Below are 18,573 nucleotides of genomic sequence, written 5' to 3'. Positions count from 1 at the left end.
AGTTTCTCATGAGTCAGGTAAGCGCTGAATTTATCCCGACACGCATTGCTATTCTTACCGTTTCCAGCCGTCGAGGCGAAGATGACGACACTTCCGGCCATTATCTGCGCGACTCTGCGCTGGAAGCGGGTCATCAGATTGTTGATAAGGCGATTGTCAAAGAGAACCGCTATGCGATTCGCGCCCAGGTTTCAGCGTGGATTGCCAGTGACGATGTGCAAGTGGTGCTCATTACCGGTGGTACCGGTTTAACCGAAGGCGATCAGGCACCGGAAGCGCTGCTGCCACTGTTTGACAGAGAAGTCGAAGGCTTCGGCGAAGTGTTCCGCATGCTCTCCTTTGAAGAGATTGGTACGGCGACGCTGCAGTCTCGTGCGGTTGCCGGGGTGGCAAATAAGACGCTGATTTTCGCCATGCCAGGGTCGACCAAAGCGTGTCGTACCGCCTGGGAAAATATTATTGCGCCGCAGCTCGATGCCCGTACACGTCCGTGTAACTTCCACCCACATTTGAAGAAATAAGTATGTCGCAATTAACCCATATTAATGCCGCTGGCGAAGCGCACATGGTGGATGTTTCTGCCAAAGCTGAGACTGTACGCGAGGCGCGAGCTGAAGCATTCGTGACCATGCGCAGTGAAACGCTGGCGATGATTATCGATGGCAGTCATCATAAAGGTGATGTTTTCGCTACGGCCCGCATTGCGGGTATTCAGGCGGCCAAACGTACCTGGGACCTGATCCCGCTGTGCCATCCGCTGATGCTCAGCAAGGTTGAAGTCAACCTGCTGGCTGAACCGGAGCAAAACCGTGTCCGCATTGAAACACTATGTCGGCTGACGGGAAAAACTGGCGTTGAAATGGAAGCATTAACGGCGGCTTCCGTAGCGGCGTTGACCATTTACGACATGTGCAAAGCCGTACAAAAGGATATGGTGATTGGTCCGGTACGTCTGCTGGCAAAAAGCGGCGGCAAGTCGGGGGATTTTAAGGTGGATGCACATGATTAAGGTTCTTTTCTTTGCCCAGGTGCGAGAACTGGTCAACACCGATGCGCTAGAGGTGACGGCTGAATTTCCAACGGTAGAAGCACTGCGCCAGTATCTGGCGGGCAAAGGCGATCGTTGGGCGCTGGCGCTGGAAGATGGCAAGCTACTGGCGGCGGTAAACCAGACGCTGGTCAGCTTTGATCATCCTCTCAGGGCGGGTGATGAAGTGGCTTTCTTCCCGCCAGTGACCGGAGGCTAAAATGGCTGAAACGCGAATTGTTGTTGGGCATGCGCCATTTAGCGTTGGTGACGAGTACCCCTGGCTTGCCGGGCGCGATGAAGACGGCGCGGTGGTCACTTTTACCGGTAAAGTTCGTAATCACAATCTGGGTGACAGCGTGCAGGCGTTGACGCTGGAGCATTACCCAGGCATGACCGAAAAAGCGCTGGCTGAAATCGTCGATGAGGCACGTGAGCGCTGGCCGCTGGGCCGTGTGACGGTGATCCACCGTATTGGCGAACTGTGGCCGGGCGATGAAATTGTTTTTGTCGGTGTGACCAGTGCACATCGTAGTAGCGCGTTTGATGCCGGGCAGTTCATTATGGATTACCTGAAAACGCGTGCGCCGTTCTGGAAACGTGAAGCCACGCCAGAAGGTGAACGTTGGGTTGACGCCCGCGACAGCGATAAGCAAGCAGCAAAACGCTGGTAGAGTACAATTGGTTTAGGCACATACTGACTCAGGAGATTGTCATGGACCGATTCCCACGATCCGATTCTATTGTGCAGGCCCGTTCCGGCCTGCAAACCTACATGGCGCAGGTCTACGGCTGGATGACCTGTGGGTTGTTACTGACGGCGTTTATTGCATGGTATGCGGCGAATACGCCTGCGGTGATGATGTTTGTCTTTTCCAGCAAAATTACCTTCTTTGGGCTGATCATTGCACAACTGGCGCTGGTATTTGTCCTGTCGGGAATGGTGCAAAAGCTCAGTGCTGGAATGGCAACGACGCTGTTTATGCTCTATTCGGCATTAACCGGGCTGACGCTATCGAGTATTTTTATCGTTTATACCTACTCGTCTATCGCCAGCACCTTCGTGGTTACCGGCGGGATGTTCGGTATCATGAGCCTGTACGGATACACCACTAAACGCGATCTCAGCGGTTTTGGCAACATGCTGTTTATGGCGTTAATTGGTATCGTTCTGGCCTCGTTGGTTAACTTCTGGCTGAAGAGCGAAGCGCTGATGTGGGCGGTGACCTACATTGGGGTGATAGTGTTTGTTGGCCTGACCGCCTATGACACGCAGAAGCTGAAAAATATTGGCGAACAGATTGATCTGCGCGACAGTTCCAACCTGCGTAAATACGCGATCCTCGGGGCGTTAACGCTGTATCTGGACTTTATTAACCTGTTCCTGATGCTGCTGCGTATTTTCGGTAATCGCCGCTAATTCTTGTCGCCGGATGGGGTAGTGCCTGTCCGGCCCACGGTTCTGCAACGAAAGTAGGCCGGATAAGGTGTTAAGCCGCATCCGGCACTAACGTCACGATGATTTAGCCATCGTCTCCTCGTTTTTTACCCGCCGCGTTTTCGACCGACTTCGCCATCAGCTTTTTCCTCCTGCATCCTCGGTTTGAATGCGATCTTGTGTTTCGATCGCGGGTTGTGCTGGCGGCTCCACTTCCGTCAGGCGTGGAGTGTGTGCCGGTAGCCAACCGACCAGTGCCGGGAAGTGGCGTAAAAAGTGAAATGCCAATACGCTTTTGGTCAGGTTCCACCAGGTACGTCTGGGTAACATTGATTCATCAATTCGCTGACAGTCATCTGCAATAATTGGATTCAGGTTGTCGCGCAGGATCTGATTAAAAGCACGGTCGTGAATAATGAGATTGGCTTCCAGATTCAGCGACAGACTGAGCGGGTCAAGATTGCTGGAGCCGACAGTAGCCCAGTGATCGTCCATCAGCGCCACTTTGCCATGCAGCGGCTTGCGGTGATATTCGTAGACGTGGACGCCCCCTTTCACCAGATAGTGATACAGCAGCCGGGCGCCCACTTTCACAATGGGCATATCAGGCTCGCCCTGAACGATGAGTTTTACCCGTACGCCGCGTCGTGCTGCTTTACGTAGTGCATGCAACAGACGATAACCGGGGAAGAAATAGGCATTGGCAATAATCACTTCCCGTTTTGCCTGAGCAAGCATTTTCAAATAATGACGTTCAATATCATCACGATGTTCCTCGTTATCACGCCAGATGAACAGCGCCTGCGCTTCACCGGGGCGATGGTTTTCGACTGCCCGGTGATGGCGTGGCCACCAGCGGCGTACGGCGCTTTGTCCCGGCAGGTTCCCCAGCACGAATGTAAGAATATCAACCACAATCGGACCTTCAACACACACCGCGTAATCTTGCTTGGCTTCCGGCCCGTAGTCAGACATGTGTTCGGCGGAGTAATTAATGCCGCCGACGAAGGCGATGCGATCGTCAATGACCACAATTTTGCGATGCATCCGGCGAAACAGATTGGTACGCATCCCGAACAGACGTGGGCGCGGATCGTAATAACGGAAAACAATACCTGCCGCGGTTAACTCTTCGACAAAGCGATCGCTGAGGTCAGGTGAGCCGTAGCCGTCGAGCAACACCTCTGCGGCGATCCCGCGGTGCGCGGCAGCGAGCAGTGCGGCATGTAGCTGTTTCCCTACCTCATCTTCAAACCAGATAAAGGTCTCCAGAATGATTTTTTGCTCCGCGTGTTTAATCGCGTGAAATACGGCGGGATAGTACTGATCGCCGTTTTCCAGTAGCTGAATTTGATTGCCTTCACGCCAGCCTGTTTTCATACACGAATCTCCGCGCTCAGGGGGGCATGATCGGACAAATGTCGCCAGTGTTGCAGCGCCAGCGCGGCTGGTGTACTGGCGTTAGCATTTTTTACATAGATTCTGTCGAGGCGCAGTAGAGGACATCGCACCGGGAAAGTTCGTGCCGGGCGGCCGTGAGCGCGAGTAAAAATCTCGTCAAGACCGGCCTGGCTTTTCAACGGATAATTTGCCTGTTGTCGCCAGTCGTTAAAATCGCCAGCAACCACCACGGGGTCCGTGTCGGGCAGGGCATTGACCCAATTTGCCAGCATGCTGAGCTGTGCCTGGCGATGGGCTTCACGCAAACCGAGGTGGACGCACATCACATGAATCGGGCGGGACAGCATCGGCGGCATAATGCGGCAGTAAAGCACACCACGTTTTTCACTCGTGCCTACGGATACATCACGGTTTTCATAATGTTCAATGGGGTAACGCGATAGCACGGCATTGCCGTGATGTCCTTGTGGATACACGGCATTGCGCCCGTAGGCGAAATCGCGCCACATGGTGTCGGCCAGAAACTCGTAGTGGCTGGTATCCGGCCAGTTTTCTATCTGCAGTGAGTGTTCGTCGTGAGCGCCCAGCACCTCCTGCAGGCACACAATATCTGCGCCAATTGCCCTGACGGCATCCCGCAGCTCGGGCAAAATAAAGCGTCTGTTAAAGGCGGTGAAACCCTTGTGAGTATTAATGGTGAGCACATTGAATGAAAATCGATCTGCTGATTCGCTCATGATTCTCCCGTTGGCGTCACTTTCCTGACTCTCTCCGTCATCCTTCGGGATGCGGGGGTTTGACCGCATCGCGAATTCTGTGGCGAAATAAATAGTGTAGTCGCCGTCACAAAAAGATGCGGTGTTGCGGAATTTTCCGGAAAGTCCGGTACTCTGAATAATTAGTTAAAAATCCTTCAGGAGAAAAGCCATGAGGTGGCAACAACGTGTTCGTGTCGCAACGGGTCTAAGTTGCTGGCAGATTGTGTTGCATTTACTGGTAGTGGCGTTGCTGGTAATGGGCTGGATGAGCGGCAAGTTGGTGCACGTCGGCCTGGGATTATGCGTCGTGTATGGCGTAACGGTTATCTTAATGCTGGCATTGCAACGTCACCATGAACAGCGCTGGCGTGATGTGGCGGATGTGCTGGAAGAGCTGACGACCACGTGGTATTTCGGTGCGGCAATGATCGTACTGTGGCTGCTGTCGCGTGTGCTGCAAAACAACGTGTTACTGGCGCTGGCGGGGCTGGCTGTCCTTGCCGGACCCGCAGTGGTCTCGTTGTTGACGAAAGAGAAAAAGTTACATCACTTTGCGTCTAAACATCGCATACGCCGCTGAGCCTGTTGTGGCCGCTATTACCAATAGCGGCCACAAACTTCCCCAGACAATCTTCAGACTCGCATCCTTCAGGTAAATCTGTTTTGTGATGTCCGTAAAGTGACGGATCGGGTTTATCCACGTCAGGTTTTGTAACCATACCGGCATATTTTCGACCGGAGAGACATATCCGGACAGCAAAATCGCCGGCATCATAAAGACAAAGACGCCGATAAAAGCCTGCTGCTGCGTCGCGCACAGTGACGAAATCAGCAAGCCAAATCCCACCAACGACAACCCGTAAATCACCATTGTGAAGTAGAACAAACCCAGTGAACCTGCAAACGGGATGTGATAGGCCCAGATGCCGATTGCCAGTACGATAGTGGCCTGAAAGGTGGCAACAATGAGTGCTGGCACGGCTTTACCGATGAAAATCTGCCAGGTCGTCAGTGGGGAAACCAGCAGTTGATCAAGTGTGCCCTGTTCGCGTTCGCGGGCGACCGACAGTGAGGTGACGATCATCACGCCGATGGTGGTGATCATAGCGATCAGCGACGGAACGACGAACCATTTGTAATCCAGATTCGGGTTATACCAGTTACGCACGACCAGCTCGCTGTTGTTCGGTTTCGGTTTGCCTTCCATCAGCTCCTGCTGATACTCCTTAACGATCTGCTGCAGATAATTCGCTGCAATCTGCGCGCTGTTGGAGTTGCGCCCATCGAGAATTAGCTGCATGGGTGCTTGTTGGAAAGTATCCAGATTACGCGAGAAGTCTGCCGGGAAGCGCACCAGCAGTAGTGCTTTTTGCGTGTCGATGGTGGGTTGGATTTCCTGTGGGCTTTTCAGCAGCAGAATATGGGTAAAGGCGCTGGCGCGGGCAAAACGCTGGGTTAATTCAACCGAGTGTTTACCGTTATCTTCGTTATAGATAGCGATAGTGGCGTTAGTGACTTCCAGCGTTGCGGCGAACGGGAACAGAATGACCTGAATCAGTACCGGTAAAATCAGAATGGCCCGCGTTTGCGGCTCACGCAGCAGCGATTGCAGCTCTTTGCGAATTAATGTCCATAAGCGATGAAACATGCCAGTCCCCTTAATCCAACCGACGTTTGGTTTTAAGCCACGTCAGACCAATAAACATTACCGCCGAAGCGATTAAAAACAGCACGTTGATAATCAGCACCACCGGAATATTTCCCGCCAGAAACAGGCTTTGCAACGTACTGACGAAATAGCGTGCGGGAATAATGTAAGTCACCGCGCGGATAATCGCCGGCATGCTGTCTATCTGAAAGATAAATCCCGACAACATAATTGAAGGCAGGAAGGCGGCGTTCAGCGCCACCTGTGCGGCGTTAAACTGATTGCGGGTAATGGTGGAGATCAGCAATCCCATGCCAAGCGTACTGAGCAGAAACAGGCTGGTGATAAAAAACAGGATCAGTAACGAACCGCGATACGGCACGCCCAGAATAAATACCGACACCAACATACACAGCAGCATCGCCAGCATGCCAAGAAAGTAATAGGGGATAAGCTTACACAGCAGCAACTCCACGCGAGTCACTTCGGTTGACAGCAACGCTTCCATGGTTCCGCGCTCCCACTCACGCGCCACCACCAGCGAGGTGAGGATCGCGCCAATGACCGTCATAATGATAGTGACCGCCCCAGGGATAATAAAATGCTGGCTGATGGCCGCCGGGTTGAACCAGTATCGAGTCTGCACATCGATCAGTGGCTCGAACGATTCACCCTGGTCTTCCGCCCGTTGCTTTTGCCAAATCTGCCAGATACCTTCGACATAACCCTGCACAAAGTTAGCCGTGTTTGGCTCACTGCCGTCGGTGATGACCTGAATGGGTGCTACGTCGTTGGGCCGCGCCATCTGCTGGGCAAAATCTACCGGGATCACCACCAGGCCGCGAATGCGTCCGGCCTGCATTTTCTCAATCAATTCCTGACGGTTATCGCTGATGGTGGCATCAATATAGGGCGAGCCGGTCATGGTATGGGTAAAGTCCAGTGCCTCTTTGCTTTGCTGTTCAAGCAAAATCCCCACCCGCAGCTTGCTGGAGTCGAGATTAATGCCGTAGCCGAAGATAAACAGCAGCAGTAACGGGATCACGACGGCAATCAGCCAGCTACTGGGATCGCGGACGATCTGGCGTGTTTCTTTCACGCACAACGCCCGTACGCGCCGCCAGGAGAGAGAGTGGCTACTCATGCGTATGCTCCTTATCCCAGTCATTGATAAGCGTAATAAACGCCTGCTCCATCGTCGGGTCCGGCGTGTCGCTATCGGCTGCTTGTGCCTTCAGGTCATCAGGCGTGCCGCTGGCAATCAGCTTGCCGCGATACACCAGCCCGATACGGTCACAGTATTCCGCCTCGTCCATAAAGTGGGTGGTGACCATCACCGTCACGCCTTTCTCCACCATGCTGTTGATATGCAGCCAGAACTCCCGACGGGTGAGGGGATCGACCCCGGAAGTGGGTTCATCAAGGAACAGGATATCGGGTTCATGCATCAGCGAACAGGCCAGTGCCAGGCGCTGCTTAAAGCCCAGCGGCAGATCGTCGGTGGCGTGAGACGCGATGCTTTTCAGGCCGAATGCCTCGCTCATACGATCAATTTTGTCTTTCTGCGCACGGCCGCGCAGACCGTAGACGCCGGAGAAAAAGCGCAGGTTCTGCTCAACCGTCAGGTTGCCGTACAGGGAGAATTTTTGCGCCATATAACCCAGATGCTGGCGCGCTTTGCCGGAGCTGACCTTCAGATCCATGTCCAGCACCAGCGCTTTGCCGGAGGTGGGGACCAGCAGGCCGCACATCATTTTAAAGGTGGTGGATTTACCGGCACCGTTTGGCCCAAGCAGGCCAAAAATCTCACCACGTTGTACTGCAAAATCCACATGATCGGTGGCCGCAAAATCACCAAATTTCTTGGTCAGTGCTTTGGCTTCGATCACCGTTTCACCTGGCGTTCCTTCAACCGTATGCAGGATCGCGCCCAGCGGTGATTCCGACGTACCGGCACCACCCAGTAAATCAATGAAGGCATCCTCGAAGCGGGGAGCCGTTTCGCTGATGTTAATCTCCGGCATCCCGTCTGCCTGACGAATATTGTCTGCAGTGGCTGCTTTTTTCAGGATCAAACGTACCGATTTCCCCTGAATCATCCCGTCGCTGACCTGCGGTAGTTTTAATGCCCGCTGCAGCAACCGACGGTTATTTTCTTGCTGACTGCTCATGAGGAAACTGCGGCCCGCCATGGTTTGCGTCAGTCGCGTCGGTTCGCCCTGATACAACAGTTCGCCTTCGTTCATCAACAGCACATCGCGGCACTGCTCTGCCTCATCCAGATACGAGGTACTCCAGAGGATCAACATGCCATCCCCCGCCAGTTCGTGCACCATTTGCCACAGTTCACGACGGGAGATGGGGTCGACGCCGACCCCCGGCTCATCAAGCAACAGTACTTTGGGCTCGCCGACCAGCGTACAGGCCAGCCCCAGTTTCTGTTTCATCCCACCGGAAAGTTTGCCAGCCAGACGCCCGGTAAATGGCCCCAGTGAGGTAAATTCCAGCAGGCGGGCAAAGGTTTTTTCCCGCGCTTCGCCGGTGACACTGCGCAAATCGGCATAGAGATTGAGGTTCTCCATGACGGTTAAATCTTCATACAGGCCAAATTTCTGCGGCATATAGCCCAGTACCGCATGCAGCGCACTGTCGTTGACTATCGGGTCAAAGCCAATCACCGTCGCACTGCCATCGTCCGGTTTTAACAGACCCGCCAGCATCCGCATTAGCGTGGTTTTCCCGGCACCATCAGGCCCGACAAGCCCGGTGACGTAGCCTGCATGAATGGTGCAGTCAAGTGGGGCGACTGCCGGTTTTTCCATCCCGGCAAAGCGTTTCGTCAGACCATTCAGCGTAATGACGGCGTCATTCATGCCGTGCCTCGGTACCGAATTTTACCGTCACCGGCATTCCCTGGCGTAGCGCATCGTCTGCGTCGGTCACGACAATACGCAGACGGTAAACCAGGTCAGTACGCAGGTCCGGGGTTTCCACCGTTTTCGGAGTAAATTCTGCAGTAGGTGACACGAAGCCAATTTTACCGTGATACGGCTTGTCCGGCCGACCGTCGGTGTAGAGCAAAATTTCACGTCCCGGCTGCGCCTGGTTCAGATTACGTTCGTCAACATAGGCGCGGACCCAGACCGGGCGGGTGAGCGACAGCGTCAGTACCGTACCGCCTGCGCTTAGCATACTGCCGGGTTCGACCGCACGGGTAAGCAGCGTACCGTCAGACGGTGAGGTCAGCGTGGTGTCATGCAAATTAAGCTCAGCCTGTGCCAGCTCAGCCTGAGCCTGTTCGAGCGTGGCTTTTGCCTGCGCAATATCCTGCACACGGTTACCGCTGCGATATTGCGTGAGTTTATCTTGCGCGGATTTTAACGATGCCAGCGCCTGGTCACGCGATGAACGGGCATTTTCCAGATCGTTGGCGGAGATAGTGCGACTTTTCCACAATCCTACCTGTCGATTATAAAAATTCTGCGCGTAATCGTAAGCCGCCTGGGCCTGTTTTACCGCCGCGGCAGTTTGTGCGATTTCTTCTTCCCGATAACCTGCCAGCATTAGATCGTACTGCGCCTGGGCGGCGGCAACATTGGCTTTCGCCTGCATTAGCGCGTTCTCATACGGGGCGTGATCCAGTTCGCCCAGTACCTGACCTGCAGTAATGGCATCGCCTTCGTCAACGGCCAGCGAGGCCAGTCGGCCACCGACGCGAAAACTCAGGTTGACGCTACGGATGTCGACGTTGCCGTACAGCGTCAGGCCGTTATCTTGCCGACTTTGATACCACCACGTTCCACCGGCAATCACGGCAACGAGGGCCGCGATAACCAGCCCAAGAACGACAGGTTTTTTCATGACTCCAGACTCCTTTGCGTTAAACCTTGCAGAATAAGATCGATATGACAGGTGACCGTTTGGTAAATCAGCGCGGTTTTATCCTCATCAAATTGTGACCAACCCGTACGTAACAGGATCGTTTCTTTACCCAGGCGAAAGGCCAGCACCTCGCCAAGTATGGCGTGGGTGTGCAGGATCATTTGGGTATCATGGGCATCGCAGCCAGTATAGGCAGCGATCAGTCGTGTCAGGTGGGTATGCAGTGGATTGATAACCTGGTCATGCACCAGCTGATACGCGGCGGTAGGGGAAAGCTGCTCGCGTGAAATAAACTTGCTCAGGTTAACCGTGTCGTCCTGGGTTAACAGCATGATCATATTTTTGCAGGCCCGCAGGATAAGTTCGCGCATCGCGGCCCGGTCTGGCTTTGGCTGAGCAAACAGTCGCTCTGCTTCCTCCGCGTGAGGGCGAAACTGCGAGCCGATAAAATCAGCAATCCACTGGGCACAGGCGAGATATAAATCCTCTTTTGAGCCAAAATAGTAGGTGATGGCCGCAATGTTTTGTCCGGCTTGAGCCGCAATATCACGCGTAGTGGCGTGCAGGCCGTACTCGCCAAATTGCGCCAGTGCGGCGGCAATGAGCTGATTTTTCGCCTGTTCACCTTTGGTTGTCATGGTGGGTGTATTCATTGCGCGACTCTGAAATTAATCAATCGATTGATTAAGATTATGACTCAAATGTCCCCTTGTCCAGTCTGTCGACGTATTTTCCGTGGGCGGGAAATTTATGCGGCATATCACAAAAACTGCTACACTCCGCCCCTTCATGACATTGTGGTTTTTGTCATCTCTATTGTGTGTATCTCCCTGAAAACGACACCGGTAACGGTCGGGGCGGTTCGGAGTAGTTATGTCTTTTGATTCCCTTGGTTTAAATCCTGATATTTTGCGTGCCGTTGCCGAGCAGGGTTACCGTGAACCTACCCCTATTCAGCAGCAGGCGATCCCTGCTGTGCTGGAAGGCCGCGATCTGATGGCAAGTGCCCAGACCGGTACGGGTAAAACGGCAGGTTTTACCTTGCCGCTGTTACAACATCTCATTACCCACCAGCCGCATGGCAAAAGCCGTCGTCCGGTACGTGCGCTGATCCTGACGCCAACCCGCGAACTGGCGGCTCAGATTGGCGAAAACGTGCGTGATTACAGTAAGTATCTGAATATTCGCTCGCTGGTCGTTTTTGGCGGCGTGAGCATTAACCCGCAAATGATGAAACTGCGCGGTGGTGTGGATGTACTGATTGCAACGCCGGGGCGTTTGCTCGATCTGGAACACCAAAATGCGGTGAAGCTGGATCAGGTTGAGATCCTGGTGCTGGATGAAGCCGACCGAATGCTGGATATGGGTTTTATCCATGATATTCGTCGCGTACTGGCTAAACTGCCGGCAAAACGTCAGAACCTGCTGTTCTCGGCCACGTTCTCTGACGACATTAAGCAGCTTGCCGAAAAGCTGCTGCACAATCCGCTGGAAATTGAAGTAGCGCGTCGTAATACCGCGTCAGAGCAGGTGACTCAGCATGTGCATTTCGTTGATAAAAAACGTAAACGTGAACTGCTGTCGCAGATGATTGGTCAGGGTAACTGGCAGCAGGTACTGGTTTTTACCCGTACTAAACACGGCGCGAACCATCTGGCAGAACAGTTGAACAAAGACGGTATTCGCAGTGCGGCGATCCACGGCAATAAATCTCAGGGTGCGCGTACACGTGCGCTGGCTGATTTTAAATCCGGGGATATTCGCGTGCTGGTGGCGACCGATATTGCAGCACGCGGGCTGGATATCGAAGAGTTGCCGCATGTTGTGAACTACGAGTTGCCAAACGTACCGGAAGATTACGTGCACCGTATTGGCCGTACCGGCCGTGCGGCGGCAACCGGTGAAGCGTTGTCGCTGGTGTGCGTTGATGAACACAAGTTGCTGCGTGATATCGAGAAGCTGCTGAAAAAAGAGATCCCGCGTATCGCGATCCCTGGCTATGAGCCAGACCCGTCAATCAAAGCTGAGCCGATCCAGAACGGACGTCAGCAGCGTGGTGGCGGTGGTCGTGGTCAGGGTGGTGCTGGTCGTGGGCAGCAGCCGCGTCGTCAGGATGGCGGTGCGCCAAAAGCGAAACCGCGTAGCAGCGAAGGCAAACCGGCGGGCGATAAGCCTCGTCCGCCGCGTCGTCCGCGCAAACCCTCGTCTGCGCAGTAAGTTACGTTACCGGATGGCTGCGTAAACGTGTTATCCGGCCTGCCTGTCGCGTAGGTCGGATACGCAATGCATCATTCCCCAGAACTTTGCGATTTCAGTACGATTGAGCAGGTATAGCGTCCTGCCGGATGAATAGAAATCGTCGTTTCAAATACCTTTCCTTCCCTGTCCAGATAGCGACGCACAATTCTCATCGCTGGAGAATCAGGTGCTACGTTAAGGATTTTTGCCATCTTCCTGGGCACGCCGACGGCCGTAATCGTTTGATGAACTTCATGGCTTTTAATGCCGTAATGCGTTTCGATCAGATCGCTAATTAACGAGTGCGGATCGTCGCGGATGTACGTGCGCAGCTTGGCGTAATCCGTACTGGCGTAGCTGTCGGTCCAGCAGATTGGTGCATCCGGGTTCTGCGCATCTTCGCGAGTACTGGCAATGTGCAGCCAGCGGGAGCCTGGCGGGCAACCAATCATCTGGGAAAGTTCAATATCCGCCACAATCTCGTCGATTTTCTTAATCACGCGCAGGTTATTTTTTGCCAGCAGTAAGAGATCTTCCAGATGCGATAGCGGGTGATTAACACCGTTTGCCTGTGGTTCGCAAACGCGTGTTCCTGCACCTTTACGCCGTGAAATCAGCCCCTGTTCTGTTAATTCCCTCAACGCCTCTCTTATGGTGTGGCGGCTGACCTGCCACGTTTCACACAGCTCCATTTCTGTGGGAAACAGCGAGCCGGGAGCAAAGGTACCCACCGAAATTTGCTGTGCCAGTTCACGTGCTATTCGCTTGTACAGAGATTCTTTCATCGCGGTTTCATCAAAAAATTAATGATCTTCATCACAAAAATATGTACGGACTATTCCATACATTTCTCATGAATACTATAAATGTCCGCACATTTAAATGTACGGACATTTGGTTATGTCTGGACATTGAAGCGGTCTTTGTTTATCCAACAAATGATCCGAAACACGCATCTTATCATTATCAGATTTTCCAGGGGGATTTATGGCTTCGAATGTACTTGATTCTGTTCTGTTCAGGGATTCTTTCGGCACACCGGCGATGCGCGCGGTGTTTGACGATCGCGAGCTGGTACGCAAATACGTGGAAGTGGAGGTGGCCTTAGCCAAAGCCCAGGCACGCTGCGGTGTGATACCCGAGGCTGCGGCACAGGAAATTGCCGAGAAATGTAATGCCGATACGCTTGATTTCGATTTGCTGCGCCATGAAACCGAGATTGTGGGTTATCCAATCCTGCCGCTGGTACACCAGATTTCGAAACAAGCCGGGGAATCTGGTGGCTATGTGCACTGGGGCGCAACCACGCAGGACATCATGGACACCGCGGTAGTTCTGCAAATTCGTGATGCGTTTGCGTTAATTGAAACCGATATGGACAAACTTCGTGCGACGCTCGCTGACCTCGCGCGCCGTTACCGCGATACGCCAATGGCGGGCAGAACCCATTTGCAGCAAGCGTTGCCAGTAACCTTTGGTTATAAAGCCGCTATTTGGCTGGATATGTTCGAACGCCACGCTGAACGTCTTGCCCAGGCGCGTCCACGTGTACTGGTTGGCGAATTTGCTGGTGCAGCCGGTACGCTGGCATCGCTGGGGGATAAGGGTCTGGCGGTACAAAAAGCCATGATGGAAGAGTTAGGGCTCAATGTACCGACCTCCACCTGGCACGTTGCACGTGATGGTTTTGCAGAAGCCGTAAACCTGCTGGCGGTGATGACCGGTTCGCTGGGCAAAATTGCTTATGACGTGATGCTGATGGCATCAAATGAGTTTGGTGAGCTGTATGAACCGTTTGTTAAAGGACGCGGCGCCAGCAGTACTATGCCACAGAAACGTAACCCTATTTCCAGCGAGTTGATGCTGGCCTGTGCGAAAGGTGTGCGTCAGCAAGCAGGGCTCATGCTGGATGCGATGGTGCAGGATCTGGAGCGGGCGACCGGACCGTGGCATGCAGAATGGATTGCTATCCCGGAAAGTTTCGTCCTCAGCGCCGGGGCATTGCATCAGGCCAACTTTATGTTAGCGGGGCTGGTGGTTGATGAAGCTGCGATGAAACGTAACCTCGGCATGACTAACGGACTGATTGTGGCTGAAGCGGTCATGATGGGACTGGCACCGTATATTGGTCGTCAGGATGCGCATGATGTCGTGTATGACGCCTGCCGTATCGTCAATGAACAAGGGGGACGACTGGCGGATGTACTGAATGCGATGCCGTCAGTTTCAGAACGTCTGGATCCGCAGTTGATTGAAGAGTTGACCGACCCGGCAAATTACCTGGGAATGGCGCCTGCGATGGTCGATCAGGTGCTGGCCAAATATCTGTCGCAGAAATGACGGTTCTCGGGTTAACGGAATAAGGATATTTTTATGTCAACGAATTCTGTCACGGGAAAATCCATTCTGTCGTTCCTGATACCGCTGGTGATTGGGGGGATCATTTGGTTTTATCCCGTACCTGATGGCCTGACGCCTCAGGCCTGGCATATGTTTGCTATTTTTGCCGCCACTATTGCCGCCATTTTGACCCAACCGCTCCCTTCGGGGGCGGTCATGTTGATTGCGCTTTGCGTGGTGATTTTTACCAAAACGTTGCCAGAGGCGAAAGCGCTTTCCGGGTTCGCGTCCGGCACGGTATGGCTTATCTTCTGCGCCTATGTCCTTTCTCTGGGGTTTGTTACCTCAGGGCTTGGGAAACGTATTGCGTACAAAATGCTGTCGCTTTTTGGCGGCAGCAGCCTGGGTATCGCCTACTCGTTGGGGGTGTCCGATCTTATTATGGCCCCGGCAATGCCGTCGGTTACTGCCCGCTCCGGGGGGATTATTTTCCCCATCACCCGCTCAATCAATGACGTGCTGGGCTCGGCTCCTGGGGTAACCGGCAAACGTATCGGTGATTTCTTAACCATGGTGTGCTTTCAGTTTACGCCGATTACCGGGGCGATATTCCTCACCGGGATGGCGGCGAATCCGCTGGTGGCCAGTCTGGCAAAATCCTCGTTAGGCGTTGAGATAACCTGGGGCGGATGGTTTGTTTCCGCAGTGGTTCCGGCGATGGTCTGTTTCTGCCTGATGCCGCTTCTGGTCTATAAATTGCTGGACCCTGAGCTTAAGCGTACGCCAGAGGCAAAAGCGATGGGCAAGCAGGCGCTGGGTGAACTCGGTGCGATGAGCAGTAACGAGAAAAAGGTCGCATTTGGCTTTGTGCTGGCGTTGGTCGGCTGGGGCACCAGCTTGATCACGGGATTATCGGCGACCTCTGTCGGGCTGGGGCTGGCCGCGTATCTGTTTGCCTCTGGCGCGGTCAGTTGGAAAAGCCTGCTCAATGACCACGCGGCCTGGGATACGGTGATTTGGTTTAGCGTCATTATTAGCCTCGCGACCGGACTTGCCGATCTGGGCTTTATTAAATGGATGACGATAAAACTGGGCAGCGGCATTCAGGGATTTGGCGCGATAGAATCCTTTATTATGCTGGGGATTCTTTATATTTACGTTCATTATCTCTTCGCCACGGCGACCGGGCATGTTGCTGCACTGTATGCCCCTTTTGCGGCAACGGCGATCGCAGCAGGCGCGCCACCGATGATGGTCGCTATCTGTTTTGGTATCTTCAGTAACCTGATGTGGGGCAATACCGAGTACGGTGGTGGGCCAGGTCCTATCTATTTTGCCCAGGGGTATTTTGAACGTCCGCGCTTTTACAAAATCAACCTCTGCGTGGTGACGGCGAATGTGATTATCATTTTTGCCGTGGGCATGCTGTGGTGGAAGTTGTTGGGATACTATTAACCAACACCCTTATTCGGCCTGCAATGTTCCTCACCGTAGGCTGAATAAGGTGCTAACCCGGATTGTCGGCCGGATAAGGCGTGTACGCCACTATCCGGCAATTTAAGCCAGTGCTGCGAGCCGCTTTCCATAATGGGGGAAAAAGGTACATTGAGCGTCTGAAATGTGCCACAATAGTGGCTGTTTATACAGTATTTCAGGTTTTCTCATGGCATTAACCGCGGCGCTAAAAGCGCAAATAGCCGCCTGGTATAAGGCGCTTCAGGAACAGATCCCCGACTTTATTCCCCGTGCACCGCAGCGACAGATGATTGCCGATGTCGCGAAAACGCTGGCAGGGGAAGAGGGACGGCATCTGGCGATTGAAGCACCGACCGGTGTAGGGAAAACGTTATCTTACCTGATCCCCGGTATCGCCATTGCGCGTGAAGAACAGAAAACGTTGGTGGTCAGTACCGCTAACGTCGCGTTGCAGGATCAGATCTACAGCAAAGACCTGCCGTTGTTGCGTAAAATCATCCCCGATCTGCGTTTTACCGCTGCTTTTGGTCGTGGGCGTTATGTCTGCCCGCGCAATTTAGCCGCGCTGGCGAGTACCGAACCCAATCAACAGGATCTGTTGGCCTTTCTCGACGATGACCTGACGCCAAATAATCAGGAAGAACAAAAGCGCTGCGCCAGGCTGAAAAGCGATCTCGACAGCTATAAATGGGACGGGTTGCGCGATCACACTGATATCGCTATTGATGACGGACTCTGGCAGCGTCTGAGTACCGATAAAGCGAGCTGTCTGAACCGCAACTGCCACTACTACCGTGAATGTCCTTTCTTTGTCGCCCGCCGCGAGATTCAGGAAGCCGAAGTGGTGGTGGTGAACCACGCGTTGGTGATGGCGGCAATGGAAAGCGAAGCCGTTCTGCCAGAGCCGAAAAACCTGCTGTTAGTCCTTGATGAAGGCCATCATTTGCCGGATGTCGCCCGCGATGCGCTGGAGATGAGTGCAGAAATCAGCGCCCCCTGGTATCGACTTCAGCTGGATCTGTTCTGCAAATTAGTGGCGACCTGCATGGAGCAGTTCCGCCCGAAAACCACGCCGCCGCTGGCGAACGCCGAGCGGTTGAATGGTCACTGTGAAGAGCTATATGAACTGATTGCCTCACTTAATAATATCCTCAATCTCTATATGCCCGCTACGCAGGAGGCGGAACACCGCTTTGCAATGGGAGAACTGCCTGGTGAAGTGATGGAGATCTGCCAGCGACTGGCGAAACTCACGGAAATGCTGCGCGGCCTGGCAGAACTGTTCCTGAACGATCTCAGTGAAAAAACCGGTACCCACGATATTGTGCGGCTGCATCGGGTTATTTTGCAGATGAACCGGGCATTGGGCATGTTCGAGGCGCAAAGCAAATTGTGGCGTCTGGCGTCGCTGGCGCAGTCGTCAGGCGCGCCAGTGAGTAAATGGGCAACGCGCGAGGTGCGCGATGGGCAGCTCCATGTCTGGTTCCATTGTGTCGGGATCCGTGTGAGCGATCAGCTCGAAAGACTGCTGTGGCGCAGCGTACCGCATATTATTGTGACCTCAGCCACGCTCCGTTCACTTAACAGTTTCTCGCGCCTGCAGGAGATGAGCGGTCTGAAAGAAAAAGCCGGAGACCGCTTTGTTGCACTGGATTCACCGTTTAACCATGTAGAGCAAGGCAAAATCGTGATTCCGCAGATGCGCTACGAACCGTTGATAGATAACGAAGAGCAGCATATAGCCGAAATGGCGGCCTATTTCCGCGAGCAACTGGAAAGTAAAAAACATCAGGGCATGTTGGTGCTTTTTGCCAGCGGGCGGGCGATGCAGCGTTTTCTTGAGCACGTTACCGATCTGCGCTTGCTGCTGCTGGTACAGGGTGACCAGCCGCGCTATCGTCTGGTGGAGTTACACCGAAAGCGAGTGGAAAACGGCGAACGCAGTGTACTGGTCGGACTGCAATCTTTTGCCGAAGGTCTGGATTTGAAAGGCGAATTGCTGACTCAGGTACATATTCACAAAATCGCGTTTCCGCCCATCGACAGTCCGGTCGTGGTCACTGAGGGCGAGTGGCTGAAAAGCCTGAACCGCTACCCTTTTGAGGTGCAAAGCTTACCGGCAGCGTCGTTCAATTTGATCCAGCAAGTTGGGCGGCTCATTCGTAGCCATGGCTGCTGGGGTGAAGTCGTGATCTACGATAAGCGGTTGTTGACCAAAAACTATGGCAAGCGTTTACTGAATGCGTTACCCATTTTTCCGATAGAGCAACCTGCTGTGCCAGACGTTATAGTAAAACCAAAAGAAAAAGCGAAACCCACGCGCCGCCGTAGGCGTTAACGATGCGAGCAACAGGAAAGGAGTTAT

At 53.6% G+C, this 18,573-nt stretch carries 18 protein-coding genes; 10 read left to right on the top strand and 8 right to left on the bottom strand.

The genetic code is table 11. The annotated features are described in order from the left end of the window. The first annotated feature begins 8 nt into the window (after positions 1–8). From moaB to OGX95_RS03150, 5 genes are read left to right on the top strand one after another with little or no spacing between them, the layout of a single operon-like run. A complete protein-coding gene (gene moaB / locus OGX95_RS03170) occupies positions 9–521 on the top strand; it encodes a molybdenum cofactor biosynthesis protein B (RefSeq protein WP_286628294.1) in 513 nt (170 codons plus the stop codon). 2 nt (positions 522–523) lie between these two features. After that, the gene (gene moaC / locus OGX95_RS03165; RefSeq protein WP_286628293.1) at positions 524–1,009 is read left to right on the top strand and encodes a cyclic pyranopterin monophosphate synthase MoaC; all 486 of its coding nucleotides are present in this window, start codon (positions 524–526) and stop codon (positions 1,007–1,009) included. Continuing rightward, positions 1,002–1,247, top strand: coding sequence for a molybdopterin synthase sulfur carrier subunit (gene moaD, locus OGX95_RS03160; RefSeq protein WP_286628292.1), 246 nt, complete (start codon positions 1,002–1,004; stop codon positions 1,245–1,247). Before moaC ends, moaD begins: the two co-directional genes overlap by 8 nt. Position 1,248: 1 nt before the next feature. After that, positions 1,249–1,701 carry a molybdopterin synthase catalytic subunit MoaE gene (moaE, locus tag OGX95_RS03155; protein ID WP_286628291.1) on the top strand — a complete coding sequence of 151 codons (453 nt, stop codon included), beginning with the start codon at positions 1,249–1,251 and terminating at the stop codon, positions 1,699–1,701. A gap of 41 nt (positions 1,702–1,742) precedes the next feature. Next, complete coding sequence (locus OGX95_RS03150) at positions 1,743–2,447, top strand: Bax inhibitor-1/YccA family protein (protein WP_040230421.1); 705 nt, start codon at positions 1,743–1,745, stop codon at positions 2,445–2,447. Positions 2,448–2,603: 156 nt separating this feature from the next. Here OGX95_RS03150 and clsB read toward each other — a convergent pair whose 3' ends face one another. Together clsB and OGX95_RS03140 are read right to left on the bottom strand one after the other, a co-directional pair. Then, on the bottom strand, positions 2,604–3,845 hold the full coding sequence (gene clsB, locus OGX95_RS03145; RefSeq protein WP_286628290.1) for a cardiolipin synthase ClsB: 1,242 nt from the start codon (positions 3,843–3,845) through the stop codon (positions 2,604–2,606). Beyond that, entirely contained in the window at positions 3,842–4,603 is a 762-nt protein-coding gene (locus tag OGX95_RS03140; RefSeq protein WP_286628289.1) for an endonuclease/exonuclease/phosphatase family protein, read from the bottom strand. The genes clsB and OGX95_RS03140 overlap by 4 nt, the downstream gene beginning before the upstream one ends. Positions 4,604–4,793: 190 nt before the next feature. On the opposite strand from OGX95_RS03140, the gene OGX95_RS03135 reads away from it, so the two are divergent. Next, positions 4,794–5,204: a YbhQ family protein gene (locus tag OGX95_RS03135; protein WP_286628288.1), complete on the top strand. Its 411-nt coding sequence runs from the start codon at positions 4,794–4,796 to the stop codon at positions 5,202–5,204. Here OGX95_RS03135 and OGX95_RS03130 read toward each other — a convergent pair. The 5 genes from OGX95_RS03130 to cecR are packed head-to-tail and all read right to left on the bottom strand — an operon-like array spanning position 5,166 to position 10,807. After that, positions 5,166–6,272, bottom strand: coding sequence for an ABC transporter permease (locus OGX95_RS03130; RefSeq protein ID WP_286628287.1), 1,107 nt, complete (start codon positions 6,270–6,272; stop codon positions 5,166–5,168). The two genes, OGX95_RS03135 and OGX95_RS03130, sit on opposite strands and share 39 nt — an antisense overlap. A 10-nt stretch (positions 6,273–6,282) precedes the next feature. Next, a complete protein-coding gene (locus tag OGX95_RS03125; protein ID WP_286628286.1) occupies positions 6,283–7,416 on the bottom strand; it encodes an ABC transporter permease in 1,134 nt (377 codons plus the stop codon). Beyond that, positions 7,409–9,145, bottom strand: coding sequence for an ATP-binding cassette domain-containing protein (locus OGX95_RS03120; protein ID WP_286628285.1), 1,737 nt, complete (start codon positions 9,143–9,145; stop codon positions 7,409–7,411). The genes OGX95_RS03125 and OGX95_RS03120 overlap by 8 nt, the downstream gene beginning before the upstream one ends. After that, positions 9,138–10,133, bottom strand: a complete 996-nt coding sequence (hlyD, locus tag OGX95_RS03115; protein WP_286628284.1) for a secretion protein HlyD — start codon at positions 10,131–10,133, stop codon at positions 9,138–9,140. Before hlyD ends, OGX95_RS03120 begins: the two co-directional genes overlap by 8 nt. Next, complete coding sequence (gene cecR, locus OGX95_RS03110) at positions 10,130–10,807, bottom strand: transcriptional regulator CecR (RefSeq protein WP_202039077.1); 678 nt, start codon at positions 10,805–10,807, stop codon at positions 10,130–10,132. The genes hlyD and cecR overlap by 4 nt, the downstream gene beginning before the upstream one ends. 220 nt (positions 10,808–11,027) lie before the next feature. Here cecR and rhlE point away from each other — a divergent pair, with 220 nt between their 5' ends. Beyond that, positions 11,028–12,371 carry an ATP-dependent RNA helicase RhlE gene (gene rhlE, locus OGX95_RS03105; protein ID WP_286628283.1) on the top strand — a complete coding sequence of 448 codons (1,344 nt, stop codon included), beginning with the start codon at positions 11,028–11,030 and terminating at the stop codon, positions 12,369–12,371. A 71-nt stretch (positions 12,372–12,442) separates the two neighbouring features. Here rhlE and OGX95_RS03100 read toward each other — a convergent pair whose 3' ends face one another. Then, positions 12,443–13,177, bottom strand: coding sequence for a GntR family transcriptional regulator (locus OGX95_RS03100; RefSeq protein WP_202039075.1), 735 nt, complete (start codon positions 13,175–13,177; stop codon positions 12,443–12,445). Between the two features lie 202 nt (positions 13,178–13,379). Here OGX95_RS03100 and OGX95_RS03095 point away from each other — a divergent pair, with 202 nt between their 5' ends. From OGX95_RS03095 to dinG, 3 genes are all read left to right on the top strand, one after another. Further along, positions 13,380–14,732, top strand: coding sequence for a class-II fumarase/aspartase family protein (locus tag OGX95_RS03095; protein ID WP_286628282.1), 1,353 nt, complete (start codon positions 13,380–13,382; stop codon positions 14,730–14,732). Between the two features lie 33 nt (positions 14,733–14,765). Beyond that, positions 14,766–16,187, top strand: a complete 1,422-nt coding sequence (locus OGX95_RS03090; protein WP_286628281.1) for a DASS family sodium-coupled anion symporter — start codon at positions 14,766–14,768, stop codon at positions 16,185–16,187. Positions 16,188–16,395: 208 nt separating this feature from the next. After that, positions 16,396–18,546: an ATP-dependent DNA helicase DinG gene (gene dinG / locus OGX95_RS03085; RefSeq protein ID WP_286628280.1), complete on the top strand. Its 2,151-nt coding sequence runs from the start codon at positions 16,396–16,398 to the stop codon at positions 18,544–18,546. Positions 18,547–18,573 lie beyond the last annotated feature (27 nt).

Source organism: Citrobacter sp. Cu233, from assembly GCF_030332225.1.
In the GTDB taxonomy this organism is placed as follows: Bacteria; Pseudomonadota; Gammaproteobacteria; order Enterobacterales; family Enterobacteriaceae; genus Citrobacter.
This window is presented reverse-complemented; position numbering and strand designations above follow the sequence as displayed.